This is a genomic window from Kitasatospora sp. NPDC056138, from assembly GCF_042264695.1.
In the GTDB taxonomy this organism is placed as follows: Bacteria; Actinomycetota; Actinomycetes; order Streptomycetales; family Streptomycetaceae; genus Kitasatospora.
This window is the reverse complement of the sequence record NZ_JBHJVK010000069.1, coordinates 19328-40353: the sequence shown is the minus strand read 5'-3', so window position 1 is coordinate 40353 and position 21026 is coordinate 19328. Positions and strand designations below refer to the sequence as shown.

Sequence of the window (21026 nt, the reverse complement as noted above, 5' to 3'; positions counted from 1 at the left end):
CTGTGGAAAGGTGCGAACCCGCCCATCCTCAATTGGGTGGGCGGGTTCATAATGCACGCGTTTACGTTCTCCGCTTTCAGCGCTTGTCTGGCACTGATCGGCCGCGTGGAATCTGTGTGATATCGCGGGGAGTTTCTCCGCTGCTTCTGGCCTGCTTCGGCCAGCGCTTTGCGTGGAGGAGGCGCACCTGCCACCACGGGTCGTCGTCGGGCGGGCCGCTCTTCTCAGCGCGGCGGAGGGCGCGGGCGGTGGGCAGCTCCAGGATGATGGGGCGGCCCATCGCGGCGCGGCGGCCGAGCTCGCAGGAGGGGCATTCCAGGCGGTCCGGGTGGCTGTTCTCGTCCAGTTCGTGGCTGGAGTCGTGGGCGCCGCCGAGCGGGCCGTGGCAGGTGTAGCAGGGGTGCAGGGCGTCGTTGTGGGCGCGGGCGGCGAGCAGCTTGGCGCGCTGCTCGGCGTCCAGGGCGTCCTGCTCGGCCTTGGCCGCCGCCTGGGCGTCGGCGCGCTCCTGGTCCTGGCGGGCCTTGCGGCGCTTGCGGATCAGGTCGCGGTCGGGCTTGGGGTCGAGGGCGTGGGCGAGGTCGGTCCAGGTGCCCAGGCCGTAGCGCCACCAGGTGTCGGGGCCGAGGAAGCCGCGTTCCAGGAGGCGGTCGGTGGTGGTGGCCAGGACGGGGATCTTGCCCTTGAAGGTCTGGTACTCCACTCCCTCCTCTTCGTGGTGGCGGCCTTCCCAGTGGTGGCGGGTGGCGGCGCCGAAGGCGTCGATGCGGGCGTACAGCCCCTTCTCGGTGAAGCGGGGCCGGCCGCCCTTGAGGCCGCGGTCGAAGACGAACAGGACGGGCGGACGCGGCACGTCGCTGTGGTGGTAGCCGTAGCCGGGGGCGGTGAGGGAGCCGTAGTCGATCTCGAACTTCGGGCGTTCGTGGTGGCCTTCCTTGACCAGCTTGCTGAACCACCGGTGGTAGTTGTCGAGCTTGCCGGCGACCTTGTTGATGTCGGTCATGGTGCCCCGGTCGACTTCCACGAAGAGCACGGGGTGGCCGAACTCCGGCAGGCGTACGACGGCGTCGGGGATGACGGTCTGCTTGCCGGTGATGGGGTGGGCGACCTCGGTGGCCCAGGCATCCAGGCCGCCGGGCAGCGGGCCCTCGGGCAGGGCGCGGCGGGGCGGGGCCTGGCGGTCGTCGGTACGGGGTGGTGCGCCGTGGGTGGTGGTGCCGGTGACGGCGCTGATGATGAACTCGTTGACGAGCATGGCGTGGGGTGCGCCGGTCTCTCCGGCGCCCCGGGCGTGGCCGCCCATCTCGCGGTCGTCGCCCAGGGCCTCGGCGGCGGCGAGCAGTCCGGCCGGGGTGAGGCCGAAGATCTTCTCGCCGGGTCCGCTGCTCCTGGCGCCGAGGGCGGAGCGGGTGGTGGGCTGCGGCCTGGCGCCGGGCTGGAGGGCGCCGATGGTGCTGGTGCGGCCGCGTTCTTCGACGAGCTTGTGCTTGATCAGGTCGCGGACGGCTTCGGCAACGTGCTCGGTGCGGTGGTGGTCGCGGTACTCGTCGTTGGCGATGAGGGCGTGCAGCTGCTTGTAGGTGACGACCTTGAGCACGCCCAGGACGGCGAGGACGTCGGCGCGCAGCGCGGCGCCGGAGCCGTTCGGGTTGCGAGCGGAGCGGCGGAAGTTGATCCGGCCGGGCCGGGGCGCCGGCTGTTCGCCGTCGTGCTGCTCGTACTGGCCGTCGTCCTGGTCGTGGTTCATGCCCTGCCCCCGGCTGATCGTTCGTAGTGCTGATCTTCTCTGCTCTACCGCACACCACCGACACCGGGCCGCCCACCGCCACCGCCCGCCCCACCCCCCGCCGCGCGCCGACCACCGGGAGGCGCCCGGCCGCCCGGCCGGGAGGGAGGGCCACAGCGGCCCGGGAGCGGCAGCAGGGGCCCGCCGGACCCGGAGCGAACCCGAGCCCGTACCGCCCCACCCAGCCGCCAACCACCAACACCAACAGCCAAGGAGAGGGAAGGGAGAGGGTTGTCGGCAACCTGCGGAGGCCCAAATTGTTGGGATGACCTGGGCAGATGTCGAAACCCTGGCGGGAGGATCCCCCCGGGGCACCACCCGGGGACGGCCCCGGGGAAACACCCGGGGATGCGCGGCGGGCGGTTTCGCCTCGCCGGGGCCCGTATGCGCGCCGTGACGGCGCCTTGGGCACTGCCCGGAACACTACCCGCCGCGGGCACGCCGTACGCGGCGGCCGGCGGTCCGAACCGGGGCTCAGGCCCGCAGGGTGCCGAGGACGGAGACGGTCGGCTCCGGTGCCGGGCGCAGCCGGACGGGCGGGGCCGGCGGTGTCGGTGCCGGGGTACGGGCGGCGGGGAGGTACTGCGGGATGACGGCGGCCAGGCCCTCGGCGGCTTCCAGGAGGAGCGGGTCTTCGCCGGGCCGGGCGAGGAGGGCTTGGGCGAGGTGGAGCGCGGACTCGAGGACGGCGGCCGGGGTGCGGACGTGGCGCAGCGCGGCGATGGCGTCGACGGCTTGCTCGGCGGGCCGTGGGGCGGGCTGCGGGGCGTCCGGGCGGGCTGGTGGGTCCGGGACGGCGGCCGGGCCCGCCCAGGGCGGCTGTGGGTGGCCTGGGGGGCGTTGGGGGCCGAGGGCGCGGGCGGCGCCGGGGCCGAGGGCTCGCCGGGTGGACGACGGGTTGCTCACGGCGGTTCAACGAGTCCGGGGGCGGCCCGGTGTCGGGCAGCTGCTCGCCGGGCGGCGCGGCCGGCACCGCCGGACGCATCAACACCCAACAGCCCCCGGCAGGGCAGAAGCCCCGCCGTCCGGACCGTCACCCAAACCGCACCCACCACACCACCAGCAACCGGGGAGAGGGCCAGACAGAGGGGGTTGTCTGATTTTCCGGCGCGCCTGAAACCGACTCTGAGCTGCGGAAACGCTCGGCAGTACGCGAAGACGGCGGGGTACCTACGGTGGTAGGTGCGGTGCCACCTGCGGTGGTGTGCCCGGTGGTACCTGCGGTGGTACCTACGTTGCACCCGGCGCGGGGCTGGTCGACGGCCGTCGCCCGGCCCCGCAGGCCGCGGCCGGCACCGCCGGACGCGAAATGACCAACAGCCCGCCGCAGGCGCGAACCCCGAACCGACCAACCGACCACACCCACCAAGACCAAGAAGGAGAAGGGGTTGTCGGCATTTCCGGACCGCCCCACACAGGTTCTGACCTGGATCTATACCGTGCCGGGGCGAATCGTCAGGTGCTCACAAGACACCCGGGTAGGCGCTCCACAAGGCGCCTGACAAGGTGTCCGAGAAGACGCCTCACAAGGTGCACAGCCGGTCAGCCAAGGGCCGGGGCTGCGTCGGCGTCGATCAGCCCCTCCTCCAGGGCCTGGCGCACCAGCAGGGCGGCCAGCTCGGCGGTGCTGGCGACCAGCGGGCGGCTCCGGTCGGCGGGGCCGGCGACGAAGCGGCCGTCGATCACCAGGGCCCAGCCGTCCAGGCGGGCCGCGCCGTGCTCGATCCAGGCGAGCGCCCGGCCGGCCTTGCGGACGTAGAACAGGCCGGGGGCCCGGGTCCATCCGGCCAGGTCCCAGCCCGGCTGCTGCATCAGCGTGCTGATGTTCTGGATGAGGTCGAACCGGCCGAGGCCGCGCAGGTACGGCTCCGGCGGGACGCTCGGCGGGTTGTCCGTCTGCTGGCGGGGCAGGGCAACCGGCGCGGCGGGCGGGGCCGGGGCGGCGGCGGCCGGCGCCGCGGCGGGCTGCTCCTGGTCGTCGCCGTCGGTCGGGGTTTCGCCTCGCGGGGCGGAACTGTCGGGCTGGTCGTCGTCGACCTGGGCGGTGTCGTTGTCCCAGATGTCGATCCGCTCGCGCATGCGGCGGTTGACTCGTTCGCGCTCGGTGAGGTCGGGCCAGCGGGTCTTGTCCCGGATCTCCTGGGCGGCGGAGTAGACGCGGTGGCTGTAGCCGGGCAGGCGCAGGGCCAGTTCCTTGAAGGCGGCGACCGGGTCGCCGGTCTCGGTCTCCTCCAGGAACCAGGTGAGCTTGCGGCGCAGCGCGTCGGCGAGGCCGAGGAGGTGTTGGCCGTCCTCGCCCCAGCGGTCGTCCCCGGCCGGGACGGCGGCCGCGGGTGCAGCAGGGGCAGCGCCGGGTGGTGCAGCAGGTGCAGCAGGTGCAGCGTGGTCCGGTGCAGCAGCAGGGACGGGTGCAGCGGCCGGAGCGGGCAGCGGTGCGGCGGTCCCGGCTGCTGCTTCGCGGGCCTTGGCCTTGGCCCGGTCGACCTTGCTACGGCAGGAGCGGGAGCAGTAGGTGCGTGGCCGGCCGGTGGGACCCTTGGGCGCCGGGTTCGAGCAGCCGGGGCGGGCGCACTGCCGGGCCGGTGCCGCGCTGTCGGCCGGCTGGTCGGTGGCGGCGGTCGGCGGGGCGCTGTCCATGTCCGGGATGGTAGCCGCCGAGGTCAGCGCCCAGGTCGGGTTTCGCCCCGCGCGGGGCGAAACCCGAGCGCGGGGCGGGCGAGGACAAGGGGTTCTGCAGCGCGGCTGGGGCGGTTGTCCCGGGCGGTGCTGCACACCGAGGTGGGGGTGCAGCAGGTGCAGCGCGGTCCGGTGCTGCACGTGGCTGGAGCCCGGCAGCGGGCGCTGCACCGTGCGGCGCGGAACCGGCCGGTGCAGCACGGCGCCGGTCTTCGCCGCGGGCCGCCCCGCAAGGCCGGGCTCGCCTTGGGTCTGCGCGTCCCGCAAGGACTGCTTGCGGTGCGGGTGGGCACCGTCGCGCATGTGCAACGCGGGTGCGGGACGGCTGCGCATGCGGTGCGGGCGGTCGCCTGGCGCGGGTGCCGGGTCCAGCCTCCGGCCGGGCGATGCGCAGGAGCGGGCCGGAGTGCGGGCGGCCTCGCACATGCTCTGACCTGCGCTGGGGAGTTTGGGCGGGGCGAAACTCACCGCCTTGTGGGGCGGAACTAACCAGTGCGCAGGAGAACTCACCGGCCCTTTGCGGGGTGCGGCGCAGCGTCGTGCGGATGGCGGCCGGCGCCATGCGCATGGTGCGGTGGCGCGGGGCGCAGCCGCGTACGGGCTGACCTGTGGTGGAAAGGTTGGCGGGGCGGAACTCACCGCCCTTGCGGGGCGAAACTCACCGTCCTGCCGGTGGCCGCCGAGCCCGCCGCCGAGGACGAGGACCAGGAGCAGCGGGAGCAGCAGGCGGTGAACGAGGTGCTCGCCGAAGCGTCGGAGGCGGGGCGCCGGGCGGCCGAGTGGGTGCGGGAGCTCGCGGCCCGGCAGCCGGTGGCCGGGCACCGCGCGGTGCTGGGGCGCGCGGCCGACGCTGTGGAGCGGGCCTCCGGGCGGGAGGTCGTCCCGGGTGGCGAGGGGCAGCTCAACGAGGAGCTGGCGTACGACCTCGGCGCCGACGTCGTCGCCGGCAGCGTGGTCGCTGACGGTCTGCCCGTCTTGGTGATGGGCGAGCGGATCGCGCTGGTCACCGTGTGCTCGGTGGCCGCGGCGATGCCCTCGTCGGTGCTGGGCGACTTCGAGAGCGAGCTGCCGGTGCTGGCCGCCGTGATGGAGGCCGCCCGCGTGCTCGGTCTGGAGTCGGCCGGCCGCAGCCCGCGCTGACTCCGTGTTCATTGGCGATCACCAGCGGGTAGGGCTGTGCCTGTCCAACGACCGGGAGGGAACGCAGTGAGCGAGAACGAGCGGCTCAAGTCGCTGATCATCAGCGTGGCGCAGGAGCTGTGGGACGACAAGGGGGCGCTGGGGAAGTTCCTCGGCGTGGTGCGGCGCAGTGACGGGTGGACGCAGCTGGCCGACGAGCTGGAGAAGAACCGGCCGGCGAACGCCACGTTCTACGGCGTGAAGAGTGCCGAGTTCCAGGCGTAGCCGTGCGACCGGTGGCCCGTCGCTCCCTGCCCGGGGCGGCGGGCCACTGCTGTGACCTGCGGCGGGGAGTTTCTGCGGGGCGGAACTCACCAGGGCCGGGTCGAAACTCACCGGCTTTGCGGGTGCGGTGCACGGCCCCGGTCCGGGCACGATGGAGACAGGGCACGGGCGAGGAGACAGCGATGCGCACCGGGGACGTCGTGGTCGGCGAGACCTACATCGCGAGCATCCCTCAGCGGCTCCCGGAGGAGCTGCGCCGTCCGGGAGACACGCCCGAGCAGTGGCGGGCGAACATGCAGCTGCACCTGGTCCGCGGCCGGCGCATCACGGTAACGGTGACCGGATTCGGCGAGGAACCCAACATGGTGGTGGTCAGCCGGGACGTCCCGGCCGGGCGCGTCACGCTGCGTCTGACCGCCGAACAGGCCGAGGCCCTCGACCTCGCCGAAGGCCAGGAGTACGAGATCACCGGCATCGTGACCGACGAGGACGGGCAGGCCATCGCGTTCCCCGGCACGGTCGCCCACACCATCCCGGCCCGCTGGCTGCGCCCGCCCGGCGAGCGCCTGGTGCTCCACCCGGACACGGACCTCTTCCACCGGGCGCTGGTGTGCCGGGACGCGGACGGGATGACGCCGCCGGAGATCGACCGGGCGGCGGAGAAAGCGCTGGAGCAGCTCCAGCACGTCCGGGGCCTGGCGCTGGAGGACCCGAACGTCGACCATTCGGTGCTCACCTCCGAGGCGGACCACCGGGAGTGGCTGCGGATCGCCGAGCGGGTGCGGGCGGCCGGGCTCGCCGTCTACGACCCGCGGGCCGACCCGGACGCCGTGGAGCAACCGCCGCTGGTCCGGTTCCGGGAGCCCTGACGAAGGCCGGCGGCCGGTTGCGGTCGGCTGTCCCCACTTTGTCCCAGATCCGGACGCAGAACAGCGTGACCTGGGGTTTTAGGGTGGGACCGTCCTAGCGAATCGGGCATACCGGGCGTGCTGGGACAGGGTGTGTCTCAGCCTTGTCCTAGGCCGACGGCGCCCGCCGGTGATGGCCCGGATTGTGCGTCTCGGGTCCGGCGGGCACCGGCAGCAGCGTAGCGGGCGCGGCCCGCCGGCCCGGCTCTACGGCGCGGGGTGCGGTGGGTCTTCGGGGACGACGGCGGCGATCCGTACAGTCGGCGGCCAGGGCGGGGCGGGAGCGTAGGCGTGCACGACGTTGAGCGCGGGCCGACCTTCGGCGGGGTCGCCCTCGATCCGGGTGGAGTACAGCTCGACCTGCTGGCCGCCCTCGGTGACCGTGCGGATCGGGCGGCCGAGCCGCGGGTGTTGTTCGAGTTCGGCGCGCAGTGCTTCCAGGGCCTCGGTGGCGCCGAGCTCCTTGGCGCGCTGGGCGGCGCGGTCGGTGACCACGGCGACCGCCGGGTGGTCCGGCTGCTGGTGCTGGTCGGTCACTCGGCGCCCTGCCGCGCCAGCAGGTCGGCGACGGCCTGGTCGACGGCGTCGGACGTCTCCGGGTCGGCGGCGAGCAGCACGCGGCCGCGGTAGGCGGCGACGATCTCGGCGACCGCGACCAGGTCCACGACGGCGGGGACCTGGTCGACCTGATCGAGCCGGTCCACCGGCACCCGACGCAGCAGTTGCTCGGCGAGCTCGGCGTCCAGGCGCTCGGCGTCGCCGGGGAAGCCGTGGCCGGCGCGCAGCGCGGCGCGCAGTTCCTGCACGGTATCCATCGGCGGCAGTCCGAGACGGCCGCCCCCTCGTTCGGCGGGCTGGGCGCTCATACCCACCAACCCCTCTCCCTGTCGGCATCTCCCGGCGCCGGGCCGGGCCCTGTGGTGTCGACGGTAGCCGCCCCGGGCCGGGCCGTGGGGCCGTTCTAGCGGCACCGTATCGCCGCTTCGTCCCGACCCAGGGGTGCCGTGCCGTCAGCCGCACGGGTGTGCGACCTACGATGGGCCGGTGTCCGACACCGATTTCCCCGCTGACCTGCTCGAACTCCAGCGCCGCTGGTACACCGCCGAGGCCGACTGGGCTGCCGACCCGACCGAGGACAAGCGCAGCGCCTTCGCTGCGGTCGGCGCCGAGCTGTACTCCCACTCGTACTGGGCCGGCGCCGAGAACCGGCACAAGGCCGTGATGAAGCTCAAGCAGGCCGCCCGCCCGGACACCGCGCAGGAACCGGCGGCCTGACCGCCGGTCGGCCCTCCTGCGCATGCGCCTGCTCCCAGGCCGGACGACGGTGAAGGGGGGTCGGGCGAGCACGTCGGGAGGTATCGGTGGCAGATGACGTCGGGGCCGAGGAGCCGGACGAGGCGCACCGCCGGCCTTCCGGGGTGGACGACGCGACCGTCGAGGCGCTGGGGATGCTGACGAAGGCGCTGGAGTACACCGAGCGGGCCCGCGGCCACCTGTACGCGGTGCACCACATGACCGGCGGCGCCGACCGGATGCTCGCCGAGGCGGTGCGGATGCTGCGCCAGGCCGGGCACGAGAAGCAGGCCGGCCTGGTCGAGCAGGAGCTCCTCGGACGGGACGTCGTCCCGGGGATGTGGACCTACCAGCTGATCGAGGCGTACGACCGTACCTACTACAAGGTGTTCACCGCCGTCGAAGAGCAGGTCCGCCAAGACCTCGCCGCTGGCCGCCGGCACCTGGCCGAGGCCGAAATGCAGCAGGCCGCCCGAGCCCGCCGCCGCAGGCACACCGCCCCGTAGGCCCAGCCCTGTGTCCGAGCGTCCAGGGACGGAGCGCAGTACGGCCGGGTCCCGGGAAGCAGGGGGTGTTCCGCGGGGCCCGGCCGGTGGGAGGCCAGCTGCGCCGGGGTCACGGCGCGGCTGCTCTGCTCGGCGGCCCGGTGGTGCTGTGGTGGGGCCGCCGTGGCGGGAATGCTAGACCCGCTCTGCCGATGGTGGCCAGGGCTTTGACCTGCAATCTTTCGGCCGCGAACATGCCATCTGTGGTGGCGGTGCGGGCGTCGGAGGCCGGTGCCCGCACCGCTGATGTTCAGCGGTCGTCTCGCCACGCCCGGACGGCTTCGTGCAGGCGCTCGGCGTCCTTCCAGCGGGCCGGGTGGGGCATCCGTCCGCGGGTTTCGTCGTTCATCACGTGCTCGAGGGCGCGGGCGAGGCCGGCCGGGTCGGACGTTACGGGGATGTCCAGTTCCATCGGCGGGTAGCGGTCGGGGTCGGATTCGCGGTCCCAGATGTATGACCAGCCGGCGGTGCTGTCCCAGTTCACGGTGAGCAGGCAGTCGGCGTCGGAGGCGTCGGGGTCGCCGAAGGGGTTGTGGTTGCCCGCGCCCCAGGCCAGGACGGCTTGCAGCGTGGGAGCGCCGGCGGGGGCCTGCTCCTCCAGCCACCAGCCGTTGGGACCGCGGCCGATGGCCTCCAGTTCGGTGACGACCTGGGCGATGTAGTCGCGGTGCGGCAGGTGGCTGCCGCGTTCCTCCAGGATCTTCGGCATGGTGGTCTTCCCCTCCGTCGTGGTGGTCGCGGAGCCGGTTTTGGCCCCGCTGGTGGATCGTCGGGCGGCTCGCCTGTGGACAGAGTCCGGCCGGCCGCGCGGGCGGTCCGCCCGGGTCAACGAGCGGCCTTCACCCCGGGCACCGGGGCGAGGGCCGGCCGGGCCGACAGGGCTGCCCCTTCTATATTTCGCCGGTGAATTCACATCGGGGTGGTGAAAATAGAAAGTCCCGGCCGCGCTTGGCGGCCGGGACGGTATTTTCTGGCGACACGAGGCCGCTGTGAGAGGGGTGTCAGAGCTCGACGTCCATCCACGCGATGTCGTTCAGCTCGACGTCGAGGCCGCGGGCGCGGCGCCCGGTGTCCTTGAAGTAGTGCTCGCGCAGGCCCTCGGCGAGGATCCGCTCCTGCTCGTCCTGGCTGGCTCCGGCGTCACGGGCCGCGTAGAGCTGCTGGGCCACCGAGCCGGGCATCTTCTGGGTGATCGTGCGCTGGCGCGGGTCGTCGGTGGAGCCGCCGGCCGCGCTGTAGCCGAAGGTCGCCTGGATGTGGAGCATGAAGCCGTTCTTCTCGGCGTCGCGGCGCACCCGCTGCTTCACCCGCGGCTGCCAGCCGGCGCGGACCTTCTGCTCAATGGCCTTCGCGGCGGCCGGCTTCGGGGTGCCCTGGCCCTTGAGCCAGCGCTGCACGGTGCGCTGGGAGACGCCGAGGTCCTGGGCGAGCTTCTTGGTGGAGCCCTTGGCGCCCTTGAGCAGGAAGCGCATCCGGGCGGGAACGGACTGCGGGATCGGCTTGGTGCGCTCGGCCCGCTCCAGGCCCTCGTCGATCTCCCGGCTCACACTGCTCTCCTTCCCGGCCGCCGAGAGCGGCGGCCACTGCTGGTGGTCATCGGTAGGCGGCCCGCCGAACGGGTTCGGCGGGCCACGGGGTGACTACTCGTCGGCGGAGACGACGCCGCCGGTCTTGATGTGCCGGGCCGGGTTCGTGTCGTCGGCGATCAGCTCGGCGACCTCCGACATCGGCCGGGAGCCCTCGAACTTCACCATCCCGGGGCTGACGCCCAGGCGCAGCGAGGTGGTGAGGGTGCCGTCCGGCTTGGTGAGGATGTCCAGGGCGCCGGGGCCGGGGGCGGCGAACACCGCGCAGTCGGAGAGCACCGCGAAGGCGTGCAGGCCGGTGTCGCCGGCCATCTTGCGGAGCTTGCGGTGGAGGTTGACGGTGGCGGTGTCGATGACCAGGGCGCGCATCAGCGGGTCCCAGGTCGACCGCTCCAGGGCGGCCCAGCGCTCGCCGGGCTTGTAGCCGTGGCCGCGGGGGCGCTCGCGCATCTTGCCGATGGTGCCCTTGGCGGTCTGCTTGATCGCGGTGAGCACCGCCAGCTCCGCCGGGTCGCCGGTGACCTTGAGGGCGGACATGGCGTCGAGGAAGGCGACCGGGTCGGTATCGGCGAGGGTGAGCGGGACACCGAGGGCGGCCATCGTCTCCAGGTACGCGGCGCGCAGGTGCTTGTGCCAGGGGTCGAGGTAGGGACCGTGCTCGTAGCGCAGGTACGCCTCGGTGGGCTGTACCCGGGCGCCGAGCTCCATGGCGTAGGCGACCTTCACCGTGGAGTACCAGGCCGGCCCGGTCGGGCGGGAGCCGTCCGCAGTGAACGGGCTGGGGAGCAGCGGGTTCGTGTCGAGGCCGGACAGGTCGACCAGCCACGAGCCGGGGATCTTCGGGTCGAAGACCGGGTTGACCACGTGCACGGGCGGGCCCAGCGGCAGGGTGAGGCGGCCGGCGGCGGCGAGGAAGGCCATGTTGACGTCCAGACCCACCGCCCAGGCGGAGCGCTTCTCGGTGTCGGTGAGCTCGCGGTGCCAGTCCCAGGCTTCGGTCACCAGCTCGCCGCCCGGCTCCCGGCCCTGCGCGAGCGGGTGCACGTCCAGGACCTCCGGCGGCGCCGGGTCGAAGGCGTCCTTCGGGCGGGAGCCCTCCACCGCCCCGGACGTCCAGCCGGCCTCGGTGCGCACCGCGCGGGTCGGCGGGCGCAGCGCGGTGACGAGCTCGAGGCCGGAGACGGCGGTGGAGCCGCGCGGGGTCAGGACGCGCTTCGCGTAGGTGCCGAGCAGGCGGGCCAGGTCCGAGGCGGCGAGGCCGTCCGGGATGGACCAGCCCCCGGTGGCAAGCGCGCCCCAGCCCGGGATGCACAGCTGCACGCACTGCCGCTTGCCGTCCTCGGGCGTGCGGTAGACCCGCGCCCACGGGCCAAGTCCCCGCTGGGTGAGCAGCCAGCCGGCCTTCTCGACCTGCTTCACGGCCTTGTGGGTCTTCGGCAGCTGGCCCAGGCGCTGGACGAACTCCTTCTTCTCGTCGCGGCCCATCGGCGGCAGGCCCAGCTCGGCGAGCGCGGCATCGGTGAGGACGACCAGGGCGTCGCCGTCCTTGCCGTGCCGGTGGAGCCGGGGCGAGCCGAGCTTCACCTCCAGTGCCCACTCCACGACGTCGGCGAGCGTACGGCCGGACGGCGCGGTCGGCGCCACCGTGCCGTCGGCGAGGTAGGCCACCAGGGCCCGGCCGGACGGGGCGACGTCCAGCACCGCGAGGGGACCGGCCGGGAAGCGGGCCGATGCGGCCTGCTCCCAGTCGGCCGGGCCCTCGGCCGCGGCCGGCTTCTTCGCCGGGGCCTTGCGCGCCCGCGACGACGCCGCCGGACGGGACGACCCGGGACGGCGCGGCGCAGCCGCAGGGGCGGCCCCGGGAGCGGCCTGGCGGGGCGCAGCGACCGGAGCGACCGAGGCAGCCGGCTCCGGCGCCACTGCGGCGGCCGGGGCGACGGGGGCGGGCTGCTGCTGGACGGCCGGGGCGGCGACCGGGCGGCAGAATCCGCCCAGGTGCATCGGGTGGCCCTGGGCGCGGTAGACCGCCGGCTGCCCGCACTGGACACACGGCGCGGGCGCGGCCATCAGCAGCGAGCCGTCCGGGTTCTGGTCCAGCATCACCGGCTGCGCGGACGGGGCCGGCTGTTCGGCCACCGGGGCGGCGGCGAACGCCTCCGGCACCACGGCCGCCACCGGCGGCTGGGGCGCGGGGAAGCGGGCGGCCAGGCCGCGCAGCAGCCGGGCGTAGTCACCGCGCTGCGGCGGCCGCGGGTCGCTGCGCCCGGTCTCCCAGGCCCAGATCGTCTCCTCCCTCACCCCGACCCGCTCGGCCACCCGGCCCCGGGTCAGCTTCGCCGCCAGGCGCAGCCGCTTGCGCTCGGCCGGCGGCGGGAGCTCCTCTTCGTCGATCTCCGCGAGCAGCGCGTCGATCGGGTCGATCCCCTCGGTCATGACGTACCTCCTGCCGTCCATCGTAGTGCAGTTTCTAAGTCTGGATCTAATGTTTTGCTAACCCGCAAGGATGGTTCCGAACCGCTCGGATTGACCGGGGGTCTGCCCACCAGCCGGACGGGGGTCTCCCCACCACGCGGACGGGGGTCTCCCCATGAGCCGGACACCCTTAAGAGAAGTAGAGAGAGAACGCGCCGAGCCCCTCCCGGACGCCGAAGGCCACCTACAGGTGGTCTTCGCGCGCGAGGCCGCCAGCGCCGCGGCCGGCTCGTCCCGGCGGCAGGGGTGGCCGCACCACGCGGACGGGGGTGGCCGCACCACGCGGACCTCTTTAAGAGCAGTAGCCAGAGAAGTAGACGCGCCCTCCCGGACGCCGAAGGCCACCACAGGTGGCTTCGCGCGCGACGCGCGAGCCCGGCCGGCCTCGCCGCGGACCGGGCGAGGCAGCCGCCGCGGACCCCTTCGAACACCCCCGCCGAACGGAGGGGGGTGGCAGCACCGGTGCTGCCACCCTGGCAGCGTGGGTGCTGCTCTATATCCAGAACCCTGTCCAGAACCCGGTCGCTGCGCTTCTCCCGGACGGCCGTAGGCCCCTGACGGGTGGCTTCGCGCGCGGGCACGCGCGGGGCCCGGGGCGGCCGTTTTCGAACAGCCGTCCCGGGCGAGGCTCTAGATCGTCTTCTGGCGGCCGATCTTGGCCCCGGACGGAGCGGCGGAGCCGGGGAGGGGGTTCGGGCCGCCAGAGGGGCCGTCAGGCCCCTTCCCGGGGCCATCTGGTGATCAGGCCACGTCGCGGGTCATGTCGACGAAGCGGCTGTAGTGGAGCTGCGCGGCCAGCGTGATCGTCGCGGTCGGGCCGTTGCGGTGCTTGCCGACGATCAGGTCGACCTCGCCCGCGCGGGGGTGCTCCTTCTCGTAGGCGTCGGGGCGGTGCAGCAGGATGATGATGTCGGCGTCCTGTTCCAGCGAACCGGATTCGCGCAGGTCGGCGACCATCGGGGTCTTGTCGGTGCGCATCTCGGGGCCGCGGTTGAGCTGGGCCAGGATGATGATCGGGATGCCGAGCTCCTTGGCCAGCAGCTTGATCGAGCGGCTGATGTCGGAGACCTCCTGCTGGCGATTGTCGTCGCCGCGCCGCTTGGTGCCGGCGGTGATGAGCTGGACGTAGTCGATGATGATCAGCGACAGCGCCGGCACGCGGTGCTTGAGCCGGCGGCACTTGGCCTGGATCTCGGGCAGCGACTGCGCGGACTCGTTGATGTAGAGCGGGGCCTCGCTGTAGCGCGGGGCCGCGACGGCCAGGCGCTGCCAGGCGGCGTCGTCCAGGGTTCCGGCCCGCAGGTGGTGCAGTCCGACCTTGCCCTCCGCCGACAGGGCCCGCATGTTCAGTTCGTCGACCGACATCTCCAGCGTGATGAACGCGGCTGGCAGCCCGGCGCCCTCGATCAGCTGGTCAGCGGCGTTGCGCGGCATGGTGCAGGCCCGCGCGAAGTCCATGGCCACCGTCGACTTCCCGTGGCCCGGCCGTCCCGCGACGATGATCACCTGGCCGGGCTGCCAGCCCTGGGTGAGCGCGTCCAGGTCGGCGAAGCCGGTCGGCACGCCGGTGATGCCCTCGCGGGTGCCGGCGGCCTCGATGTTGTCGAGGGTGGTGCCGACGGTGTCGCGCGGCAGCACGAAGTCGTCCTCACGGCCGCGGGTCTCCACCACGGCGGCGATCTCGGCCGCGGCGGCGGCGGCGATCTCGTCGATCTCGCCCTCACCGGCGTAGCCCATGCCGACGATGCGGGTGCCGGCCTCCACCAGGCGGCGCAGCACGGCCTGCTCGCGCACGCCCTCGGCGTAGTACTCGGCGTTCGCTGCGGTGGGCACCGAGTTGACCAGGGTGTGCAGGTACGAGGCGCCGCCCACGCGCTCCAACTCGCCGAGCTTGCCGAGCTCACGGGCGACGGTGATCGGGTCGGCGGGCTCCTTGCGCTTGTGCAGGTCGAGGATCGCGCGGTGGATCGTCTGGTGCGCCGGGCGGTAGTAGTCGTCCGGGCTGAGCACGTTGGAGACGTCGATGATGGCCGACGCCGCCAGCAGCATGCCGCCGAGGACGGACTGCTCCGCGACCAGGTCTTTCTCCCGGCCGCCCGGCGGTACCCGCTCGAAGCCGGTCTCGGTCTGCTCAGGCTTCGCCTTGCGACGCCGGGCCTTCGGCGACGTCTCCTCGGCCGGCGGTTCGGTGTCGGCCCAGTCGATCTCGTCCGGGGTGTGCTGGGTGGGTACGCTCGCGGTGGATTCCACGGTTCACTCCTGGGGTTCGGACGCGGCCGCCGGGGCCTGGCGAGGTTCTTCCGGCGGCCGCGTCGTGCTGTCGAGGGTCGGGCAGGGTCAGATGTTCGGCTTGCGAAGCGAGGCCAGCAGGTTGGCCACCTCGGCCGGAGCCGGGACAGGCTTGAAGTCCGGGTCCGCCTTCGGCAGCCGCGGCGGCCGGGACTCCCCACCGCTCTGCGACGGGATGCCCGACGTGCCCAGCACGATCTCCGCCAGCGGCAGGTTCGGGATCCGGTCCCGCTCCAGGATCGAGCCGTGGTTCTTGATGCCGCCCGGGTTCTTGGTCAGCTGTTCCATCAGCAGCCGCCGCGTGCGGTCGTCCAGCTCGGTCACCCTCGGCCAGCCCTGATCGGCCATCGCCTCCAGGAGCGCCGGGGCGAGGGTCTTCGCCTTCGCCCTGCCCACCGACCACGGAGACGGGAGCAGCTGGAGCAGCCGGACGGCGGCCGCGGTTTCCTCGGGGTCGAAGACCACCACCTCCTCCTCCCCCGGCGAAGCCGGCCTGAGACCGGAGGTGTCCGTGAGGGGGTTGGGGGAGGAGGTAGTTACCTCCTCCTGGAGGTGTGGAACCACGTTGGAAATCGCAGTGTCGGCCTGACCTGCACAGACGTTGGATTCCAACGCGTTGGAATCCAACGGGTGAGTCTCCGATGCGTTGGAAATCGCAGTGTCGGCCTGACCTGCACAGACGTTGGAAATCGCAGGGTGAGTGCCGGGCCGCCCAGACTCATGCGTTGGATTCCGCATCATCGGATTGACCTGGGATGATGCCTCGGCGCTCTGGGCGCCCCTGGTGACGTAGGCGGAGTTGTTCGCCGGGTTCCGGTAGACCATGAACTTCCACTTCGGGCGCCGGGCCACCTCGTCGTAGCCGTCCCGCACGTGGCTGACGTGGCCGGCCTTCTGGAGGCGACTCATCACTCCGCGCAGACGGCTCTCGCCCATCTTCCAGCCGGTCGCCTGGAACTCCGCGGCCAGCGCGGGCATGCCGGACGGCTGGCCCGGGTCCCGCAGCAACAGCCGGATCAGCACGCCGTAGTCCTCGGGCTGGAGGCCGGGCGAGTACGCCAGGGCGTAGGGGACGACAACTTCCTCGGGCGGCTCCCAGGCCCGCACGATCGAGGAGCCGGTGAACTCGGAGTCGGACATCTTCACTGGGGCACCTCCGATCCGGTGTTGATGGTGAACCTGGCCTGGGCGGCCGGGCAGGGGCGAGAGAGATTTCGGGTCACGCGCATAGAGGCCGAAGAATCGGACTCGGTGTGACGCGGGATCGAGTGGCGTGCATCACTCGACCGGGTGGGCTGGGTGAACATGCAACCAGTCATGACAGTGCGAGCCTGTGGACAGAGTTCGCCCGCTGCGGGCGGGAGCCTGCGGGTAGCAGGACGGCCGAGCGACTGGGGGGAACGGGAGGGGCGGGCCGGGGAGACACGGTTCCGCCGCAGGGTGACGGGGTGGAGCAACGGGGGGCGCTACCTCTCTAAGGGGCGCCGCCACCGGCCGGACTCCAGGGGTAGCCCGAGCGGGCGAGAGACGGGTGTCTCTCGCCGAAGCCGGGGTACCCCTGGTACCGTCGGGGACGACTGAATGCACAGCGGAGCAGCCCCGAAGACGCCAATCTTGGGCTGCTTTTGCTGTTTCTGGACCTTGGTGGCACCCGCAGCGCGGGCACCGGGCAGAGCCTAGTCCTGCGGAGCTGAGGTTCCCTCTGTCAAGTACCGCCGGGCGTGTCCGGCAGCAGAGGATGTTCTCAGCTGCGCTTGATCCAGGCGTGAAGCGCTTCGGCGCGCTCTCGCATCACGTTCATCCGGGCCTCCCACTCCTCACCGGTCGAGTGGTGAGGGTGACGGGTGATCTGGTGCTCGTGCAGGCGGTACATCATGCCGACCTCCGGGATGAACCACCCGTCGCTTACAGCATCCAGACCGAGCAGGAGGCCGGTGTCACCGGAGGCTGGGAGGGCGAGCCAGCCGCCGAGCAGCGCGACCAGCTCCCGGCGAGCGCAGAGGCTTGCGGGGTGGACCTGGGCGCGGCGGTGCTGCTTCCAGTGCTCCAGGACGGCGCCACTGGCGATGACGCCCTCGGGCGGGTCCATGTCGAAGCCGCGGGTGCTGCCGTCCTCCAACAGGTCGAGCACCCGGGAAGTGGTCCAGCCGACTTCCGAGTGATTCGTCAGGACCGTGATGTCGCGGTGCAGGGTGCCGGTCGGGAGCAGGTCGTCCGCGTCGGCCACCTTGATCAAGGAGCCGCGCGAGCGGCCGAAGGCCATGGTGCGAGCAACCTGCGGACCACCCCTCCGCGAGGCCGAGATCCGGATGCGCGGGTCGTCGGCCGGGAGATAGCCAGCTGCTCCGACATCGTCGCCGTCTTCCTGGACGAGCCACTCCCAGGTCCAGCCATCCGGCAGCTCCTGGTCGAGCAGCGACTTGTACGCCTCCGGCAGGAATCGGGCGCTCGGTCCGTAGACGGGGGTGACGATGGAGATCAGACGCTCGGTCACAGGCATGCCTTCGGTTGGGTGGTGGGAGTCCAGCGCCAGCCAGTGCGGCGCAAGACGTCGAGTCGGGTGAGCAGGACGGCCGCGAGCGCGTCGCGCTCGGCGTCTTCCCAGTGCGCGGCCTGGGCGGTCACCTGGCCGTCGTGCTTGCGGTAGATCTCGCCGGGCTCGGCGATCATCCAGCCGGGGGCGACGGCCTCCAGCAGGACGAGCAGGGCCACGTCCTCGGAGGCGGGGACGGCGGGCCAGCCACCGACGGCGTGCAGCAGATCGGTGTGTACGGTCAGCGTCGTACCCATCACAGCGAACTGGCCGGCTTGGTAGCTGCCGGCGAGCAGCCCAGGAGCCAAGAGTCCGGCCGGCGGGTCGATGGTCGAGCCACGCAGGGAGCCGTCTGGCAGCAGATCAAGCGCCGACGAGACGGCCCAGCCGACCTCAGGGTGTTCGGTCAGAGCCTCGATGCCTCGGCGCAGCGCACCCACGGGCAGCATGTCGTCGGCATCGAGTGCGCGCACCAGCGAGCCTGTCACTCTAGCCAGCGCCATGGTGCGCGCCATTGCCGCGCCGCCGCGACGGCCCGTGCCGTACGAGATTCGCGGGTCGTCGGCAGGCAGAGCGGTGGCCGGAACGCCGGTCTCTCCGTCTTCCTGTACGACCCACTGCCACGTCCAGCCAGCAGGCATGTCCTGGTCGAGCAGCGACTCGTACGCCTCGTCCAGGAAGTGGTGACCGCCGTTGTAGACAGGCGTGATGACGCTGATGACCGTCACTCCGACCACCTGGGCAAGGGAGTGCGGAAGATCAGCTCCACACGGTCGCCCGGCAGCGGGATGTCGGCCACTTCGACCGGTCGGCCAGTGATGTCGAAGGTCACCTTGCGGATGTGGATCAACGGCACCCCCGGCGGGATGTCGTAGTCGTGGCTCTCTTCGGCGGTGGGGACGGTGACCGACACGTGGTCGACGATCTCTCCAGCCTCGATTCCTACCGTCCGGAGCTCGTGCATCATGCCGCCTGGCCAGTTGGCGAGCAGCTCGGAGTTGAGCAAGTCGGGGTTGTCCTTGATGAGCTCGTACGGGACGTAGCTCGTCGAGCGGCTCAGGCCAGCGTGCTCCTGGTGGCGGCGCTCGTAGATCACCCGGCGGACCCTTTCTCCAGGGCCGAGGCGTAGGACGACGGCGACATCCTCGGATGGCTCCACGACGTCCACGCGGACACCGTTGTGGTGCAGCGATCCGATGGTGACGCCGGTGTCGTACTCGCTCACACCGAAGGCGCCACGCTCGCCAGCGTCGACCAGAGCTGCGCGGGCCTTCTCCTCCAAGTACCGCCGGGTGTCCCGCTTTGCGGGGACCGGAGGAACTCGGACCCATGTCTTGCCACCGGTCTTGCCGGACAGAGCGCCGAGGGTCTTGAGCTGCTTGATGACACCGGATGCGGTGTTCGGGCTGACGTCGTACTTCTCCGCTAGCTGCGCGATCGTCAGGAACTGCTCGCCTGGCCTTCTCTTGCCTGACGAGATCTCATCCAGCAGCTCCGCGACGATGCGCGGACTCTTCCGCTCGTACTTGCTCATGGGAGCACTCTTTCAGCTCCCAACTAGGAACGCAAGACATAACTAGTTAGGTGTTGCGCTGACGGGCCGTCGCATGCAATGCTCTCTACATCGCCGGGAGCTAACTGGTTAGCACGTAGCTATCTAGTTGGCGCGGCTCTGGTGCGTGGTCCAGACGCCCCAGAGCCGCTCGGACCAACTCGTTACGGGAGTGATCCGTGAACAGCATCTCGCATGTCCTCAAGCTCCACCCCCAGCGGCTGACCGCCGCCGACATCGTCGATCAGGTTGCCAGCCACCACCTCGAGGGCCGCCCCGCGGTCGTCGCCGACTCGCCGAACACGGACGAGTACGGCGTCGTCCTCCAGGACCAGTACGAGGACCAGGTCATCGCGCTCGTGATCCGAGACCTGACGTCCGCCAACCCGGCCGCCAGCGTGGGCGCCGTGAACGCCGTCGTCGCCAAGGTCTGGGAGCAGGCCGCGGAGCACGTCGAGTGGGCCGCCACGACCTGGACCCACATCAGCTGGTTCGTCCAGAACGCCGTCACCGAGTTCATCGAGGGCCTGCGGCCGCAGATGGCGGGGTGCTGACGATGATCGACATCACGTCCGCCGCCGCGCCGGCCCCCATCCCGCCCATCGACTCCAAGCAGATTGCCGACGCCGCCAAGGCCGCCGGCCGCCTGCTCGCCGGCCTGCTCGGCCGCAAGGGCGGTGGAAAGTGACCGGCGAGCAGCTGCACTCCGCCGTTGCGAACCTCAACGGCCAGATCACCGCGCACACCATCGCCCACGGCATGACCGGCCAGCCCCCGGCCGACGCCCAGATCCCCAGCCCCCAGCCGGCCCCGCAGCCGACCGCCGGCCAGGGCGCTGCGGGAGGTGCGTCCTGATGGCCCTCTTCCGCCGGTCCGAGTCTCGACCCTCCACCCGTACGGACACGCCCGACCACGTCGCCGCCGATGGCCGTCCCTGGAGCGGCCCGGATTACGACGAGGCCCGCGCCAACGGCCGCCAGGTCGTCGCTCCCCGCACCACGTACGGCGCGGTTCGGAACTTCGGGCGCTCCTGCGACCTGCACGACGACGGGGGCGCGGAGTGACGATCGCCCACTCCTGCCGCAGCTACGCCGGGGGCGGCACGCCGGTCCCCGCGCCGTCGAAGCCCGCCCCGAAGCCCGGCGGCGGTTCCGGCAAGTAGCCGGCTCGCCCTCCCCCTCCCCTCTCTGCAGTACGGCTTCCCGCCGCCTGCCACCGGCACCGTCCTGGCATGCCCATGCCGGAACGGCGCCGGGAGTGGCGCGGCGGGCCCCACCGGGCCCACCACCAACCCCGTTCCGCCCCATCCCGATCCAGGAGGCACCCGTGCTCACCGCGACCCGCACCCGCCCGACCGCTGGCGCCGCCGCTCACGCCCAGCACATCGTTCGCCTCACCCGCCAGGCGGCCCCGCAGGGATGGGCCGCCCCGGCGGCCGCCACCGCTGAGACGCCCCTGGGCGAGGACCAGGAATTCGCCGCCCAGGTCGCGGCCCTGACCGGCACCGACCCGCAGCTGTGGCTGGCCACCGCCCTGGACAGCAGCGCGACCTACCGCCGCCTGCTGGCCCAGGGTGCCGACGCGATCGTGGCCACCGACGCCTCGATCGAGCTGGTCTTGCCGGCCGAGGTCGGCGACGACTGGGCGGAGCTGGAGGCGGAGATCGCCAACGAGGCCGCTGCCGACGCCGCCCTCGAGGCCGCTGCCGACGCCCGGACCCGGGCCACCGAGCGGGCCGCCCGCCGGGAGCGGATCCGCGAGCTCGCCCTGGAGGAGTACAGCGAGGCCGAGCTCGCCGCCTTCGGCGACGACCCGCTGGACGCCTGGAGCCGCCACGAGCGCGAGCAGGTCAAGAAGTGGTCGCCGTTCCGCAACGGCCGCCGCTGGAGCGAGACCCCGCGGGCCCTCTCCGGCCCCGCCGCCGTCCGGGACTAACCGCCCGCCGCACCGCCAGCTCCACCCGTCGCCCGCACTCGGGCCGTTCC

23 protein-coding genes are annotated in these 21026 nt (G+C 72.5%); 10 read left to right on the top strand and 13 right to left on the bottom strand.

What is annotated here, in order from left to right; translation table 11 throughout:
• Positions 1–76: 76 nt before the first annotated feature.
• The 3 genes from ACFC1R_RS31275 to ACFC1R_RS31265 form a co-directional block, all read right to left on the bottom strand.
• Positions 77–1744, bottom strand: a complete 1668-nt coding sequence (locus tag ACFC1R_RS31275) for a replication-relaxation family protein (RefSeq protein WP_375944367.1) — start codon at positions 1742–1744, stop codon at positions 77–79.
• 513 nt (positions 1745–2257) lie between these two features.
• The gene (locus tag ACFC1R_RS31270; protein ID WP_375944365.1) at positions 2258–2689 is read right to left on the bottom strand and encodes a hypothetical protein; all 432 of its coding nucleotides are present in this window, start codon (positions 2687–2689) and stop codon (positions 2258–2260) included.
• Positions 2690–3325: 636 nt separating this feature from the next.
• Positions 3326–4420 carry a hypothetical protein gene (locus ACFC1R_RS31265; protein WP_375944363.1) on the bottom strand — a complete coding sequence of 365 codons (1095 nt, stop codon included), beginning with the start codon at positions 4418–4420 and terminating at the stop codon, positions 3326–3328.
• Between the two features lie 711 nt (positions 4421–5131).
• On the opposite strand from ACFC1R_RS31265, the gene ACFC1R_RS31260 reads away from it, so the two are divergent.
• The 3 genes from ACFC1R_RS31260 to ACFC1R_RS31250 all read left to right on the top strand — a co-directional run bounded on the left by ACFC1R_RS31260 (position 5132) and on the right by ACFC1R_RS31250 (position 6732).
• Positions 5132–5599, top strand: coding sequence for a hypothetical protein (locus tag ACFC1R_RS31260; RefSeq protein ID WP_375944361.1), 468 nt, complete (start codon positions 5132–5134; stop codon positions 5597–5599).
• 66 nt (positions 5600–5665) lie between these two features.
• The gene (locus tag ACFC1R_RS31255; RefSeq protein ID WP_375944359.1) at positions 5666–5863 is read left to right on the top strand and encodes a hypothetical protein; all 198 of its coding nucleotides are present in this window, start codon (positions 5666–5668) and stop codon (positions 5861–5863) included.
• A gap of 182 nt (positions 5864–6045) precedes the next feature.
• A complete protein-coding gene (locus ACFC1R_RS31250; RefSeq protein WP_375944357.1) occupies positions 6046–6732 on the top strand; it encodes a hypothetical protein in 687 nt (228 codons plus the stop codon).
• 246 nt (positions 6733–6978) lie between these two features.
• On the opposite strand, the gene ACFC1R_RS31245 is transcribed toward ACFC1R_RS31250, so the two are convergent.
• Together ACFC1R_RS31245 and ACFC1R_RS31240 are read right to left on the bottom strand one after the other, a co-directional pair.
• A complete protein-coding gene (locus ACFC1R_RS31245; RefSeq protein WP_375944355.1) occupies positions 6979–7308 on the bottom strand; it encodes a hypothetical protein in 330 nt (109 codons plus the stop codon).
• A complete protein-coding gene (locus ACFC1R_RS31240; protein ID WP_375944353.1) occupies positions 7305–7637 on the bottom strand; it encodes a hypothetical protein in 333 nt (110 codons plus the stop codon). Before ACFC1R_RS31240 ends, ACFC1R_RS31245 begins: the two co-directional genes overlap by 4 nt.
• Before the next feature lie 178 nt (positions 7638–7815).
• On the opposite strand from ACFC1R_RS31240, the gene ACFC1R_RS31235 reads away from it, so the two are divergent.
• Together ACFC1R_RS31235 and ACFC1R_RS31230 are read left to right on the top strand one after the other, a co-directional pair.
• The gene (locus tag ACFC1R_RS31235; protein ID WP_375944351.1) at positions 7816–8046 is read left to right on the top strand and encodes a hypothetical protein; all 231 of its coding nucleotides are present in this window, start codon (positions 7816–7818) and stop codon (positions 8044–8046) included.
• 86 nt (positions 8047–8132) lie between these two features.
• On the top strand, positions 8133–8570 hold the full coding sequence (locus tag ACFC1R_RS31230) for a hypothetical protein (RefSeq protein ID WP_375944349.1): 438 nt from the start codon (positions 8133–8135) through the stop codon (positions 8568–8570).
• 289 nt (positions 8571–8859) lie between these two features.
• Here ACFC1R_RS31230 and ACFC1R_RS31225 read toward each other — a convergent pair whose 3' ends face one another.
• The 8 genes from ACFC1R_RS31225 to ACFC1R_RS31190 form a co-directional block, all read right to left on the bottom strand.
• Positions 8860–9318, bottom strand: coding sequence for a hypothetical protein (locus tag ACFC1R_RS31225; RefSeq protein ID WP_375944347.1), 459 nt, complete (start codon positions 9316–9318; stop codon positions 8860–8862).
• Between the two features lie 292 nt (positions 9319–9610).
• A complete protein-coding gene (tpg, locus tag ACFC1R_RS31220) occupies positions 9611–10156 on the bottom strand; it encodes a telomere-protecting terminal protein Tpg (RefSeq protein ID WP_375944345.1) in 546 nt (181 codons plus the stop codon).
• Positions 10157–10249: 93 nt separating this feature from the next.
• Positions 10250–12628, bottom strand: a complete 2379-nt coding sequence (gene tap / locus ACFC1R_RS31215) for a telomere-associated protein Tap (protein WP_375944343.1) — start codon at positions 12626–12628, stop codon at positions 10250–10252.
• Positions 12629–13408: 780 nt separating this feature from the next.
• Complete coding sequence (gene dnaB, locus ACFC1R_RS31210) at positions 13409–14917, bottom strand: replicative DNA helicase (RefSeq protein ID WP_375944341.1); 1509 nt, start codon at positions 14915–14917, stop codon at positions 13409–13411.
• 87 nt (positions 14918–15004) lie between these two features.
• Complete coding sequence (locus tag ACFC1R_RS31205) at positions 15005–16096, bottom strand: hypothetical protein (protein ID WP_375944339.1); 1092 nt, start codon at positions 16094–16096, stop codon at positions 15005–15007.
• Positions 16097–16700: 604 nt separating this feature from the next.
• Complete coding sequence (locus tag ACFC1R_RS31200) at positions 16701–17456, bottom strand: glycosyltransferase family 2 protein (RefSeq protein ID WP_375944337.1); 756 nt, start codon at positions 17454–17456, stop codon at positions 16701–16703.
• Positions 17447–18217 (bottom strand): glycosyltransferase family 2 protein, encoded by a 771-nt coding sequence (locus ACFC1R_RS31195; RefSeq protein ID WP_375944336.1) that lies wholly within the window; start codon positions 18215–18217, stop codon positions 17447–17449. Before ACFC1R_RS31195 ends, ACFC1R_RS31200 begins: the two co-directional genes overlap by 10 nt.
• On the bottom strand, positions 18214–19023 hold the full coding sequence (locus tag ACFC1R_RS31190; RefSeq protein ID WP_375944334.1) for a GntR family transcriptional regulator: 810 nt from the start codon (positions 19021–19023) through the stop codon (positions 18214–18216). The genes ACFC1R_RS31195 and ACFC1R_RS31190 overlap by 4 nt, the downstream gene beginning before the upstream one ends.
• A gap of 197 nt (positions 19024–19220) precedes the next feature.
• Here ACFC1R_RS31190 and ACFC1R_RS31185 point away from each other — a divergent pair, with 197 nt between their 5' ends.
• The 5 genes from ACFC1R_RS31185 (at position 19221) to ACFC1R_RS31165 (ending at position 20976) form a co-directional block, all read left to right on the top strand.
• The gene (locus ACFC1R_RS31185) at positions 19221–19595 is read left to right on the top strand and encodes a hypothetical protein (protein WP_375944332.1); all 375 of its coding nucleotides are present in this window, start codon (positions 19221–19223) and stop codon (positions 19593–19595) included.
• 2 nt (positions 19596–19597) lie between these two features.
• The gene (locus tag ACFC1R_RS31180) at positions 19598–19729 is read left to right on the top strand and encodes a hypothetical protein (protein WP_375944330.1); all 132 of its coding nucleotides are present in this window, start codon (positions 19598–19600) and stop codon (positions 19727–19729) included.
• Positions 19726–19896, top strand: a complete 171-nt coding sequence (locus ACFC1R_RS31175; protein WP_375944328.1) for a hypothetical protein — start codon at positions 19726–19728, stop codon at positions 19894–19896. Before ACFC1R_RS31180 ends, ACFC1R_RS31175 begins: the two co-directional genes overlap by 4 nt.
• Positions 19896–20105 (top strand): hypothetical protein, encoded by a 210-nt coding sequence (locus ACFC1R_RS31170; protein ID WP_375944326.1) that lies wholly within the window; start codon positions 19896–19898, stop codon positions 20103–20105. The genes ACFC1R_RS31175 and ACFC1R_RS31170 overlap by 1 nt, the downstream gene beginning before the upstream one ends.
• Positions 20106–20367: 262 nt before the next feature.
• Positions 20368–20976: a hypothetical protein gene (locus ACFC1R_RS31165; protein WP_375944324.1), complete on the top strand. Its 609-nt coding sequence runs from the start codon at positions 20368–20370 to the stop codon at positions 20974–20976.
• Positions 20977–21026: the final 50 nt, after the last annotated feature.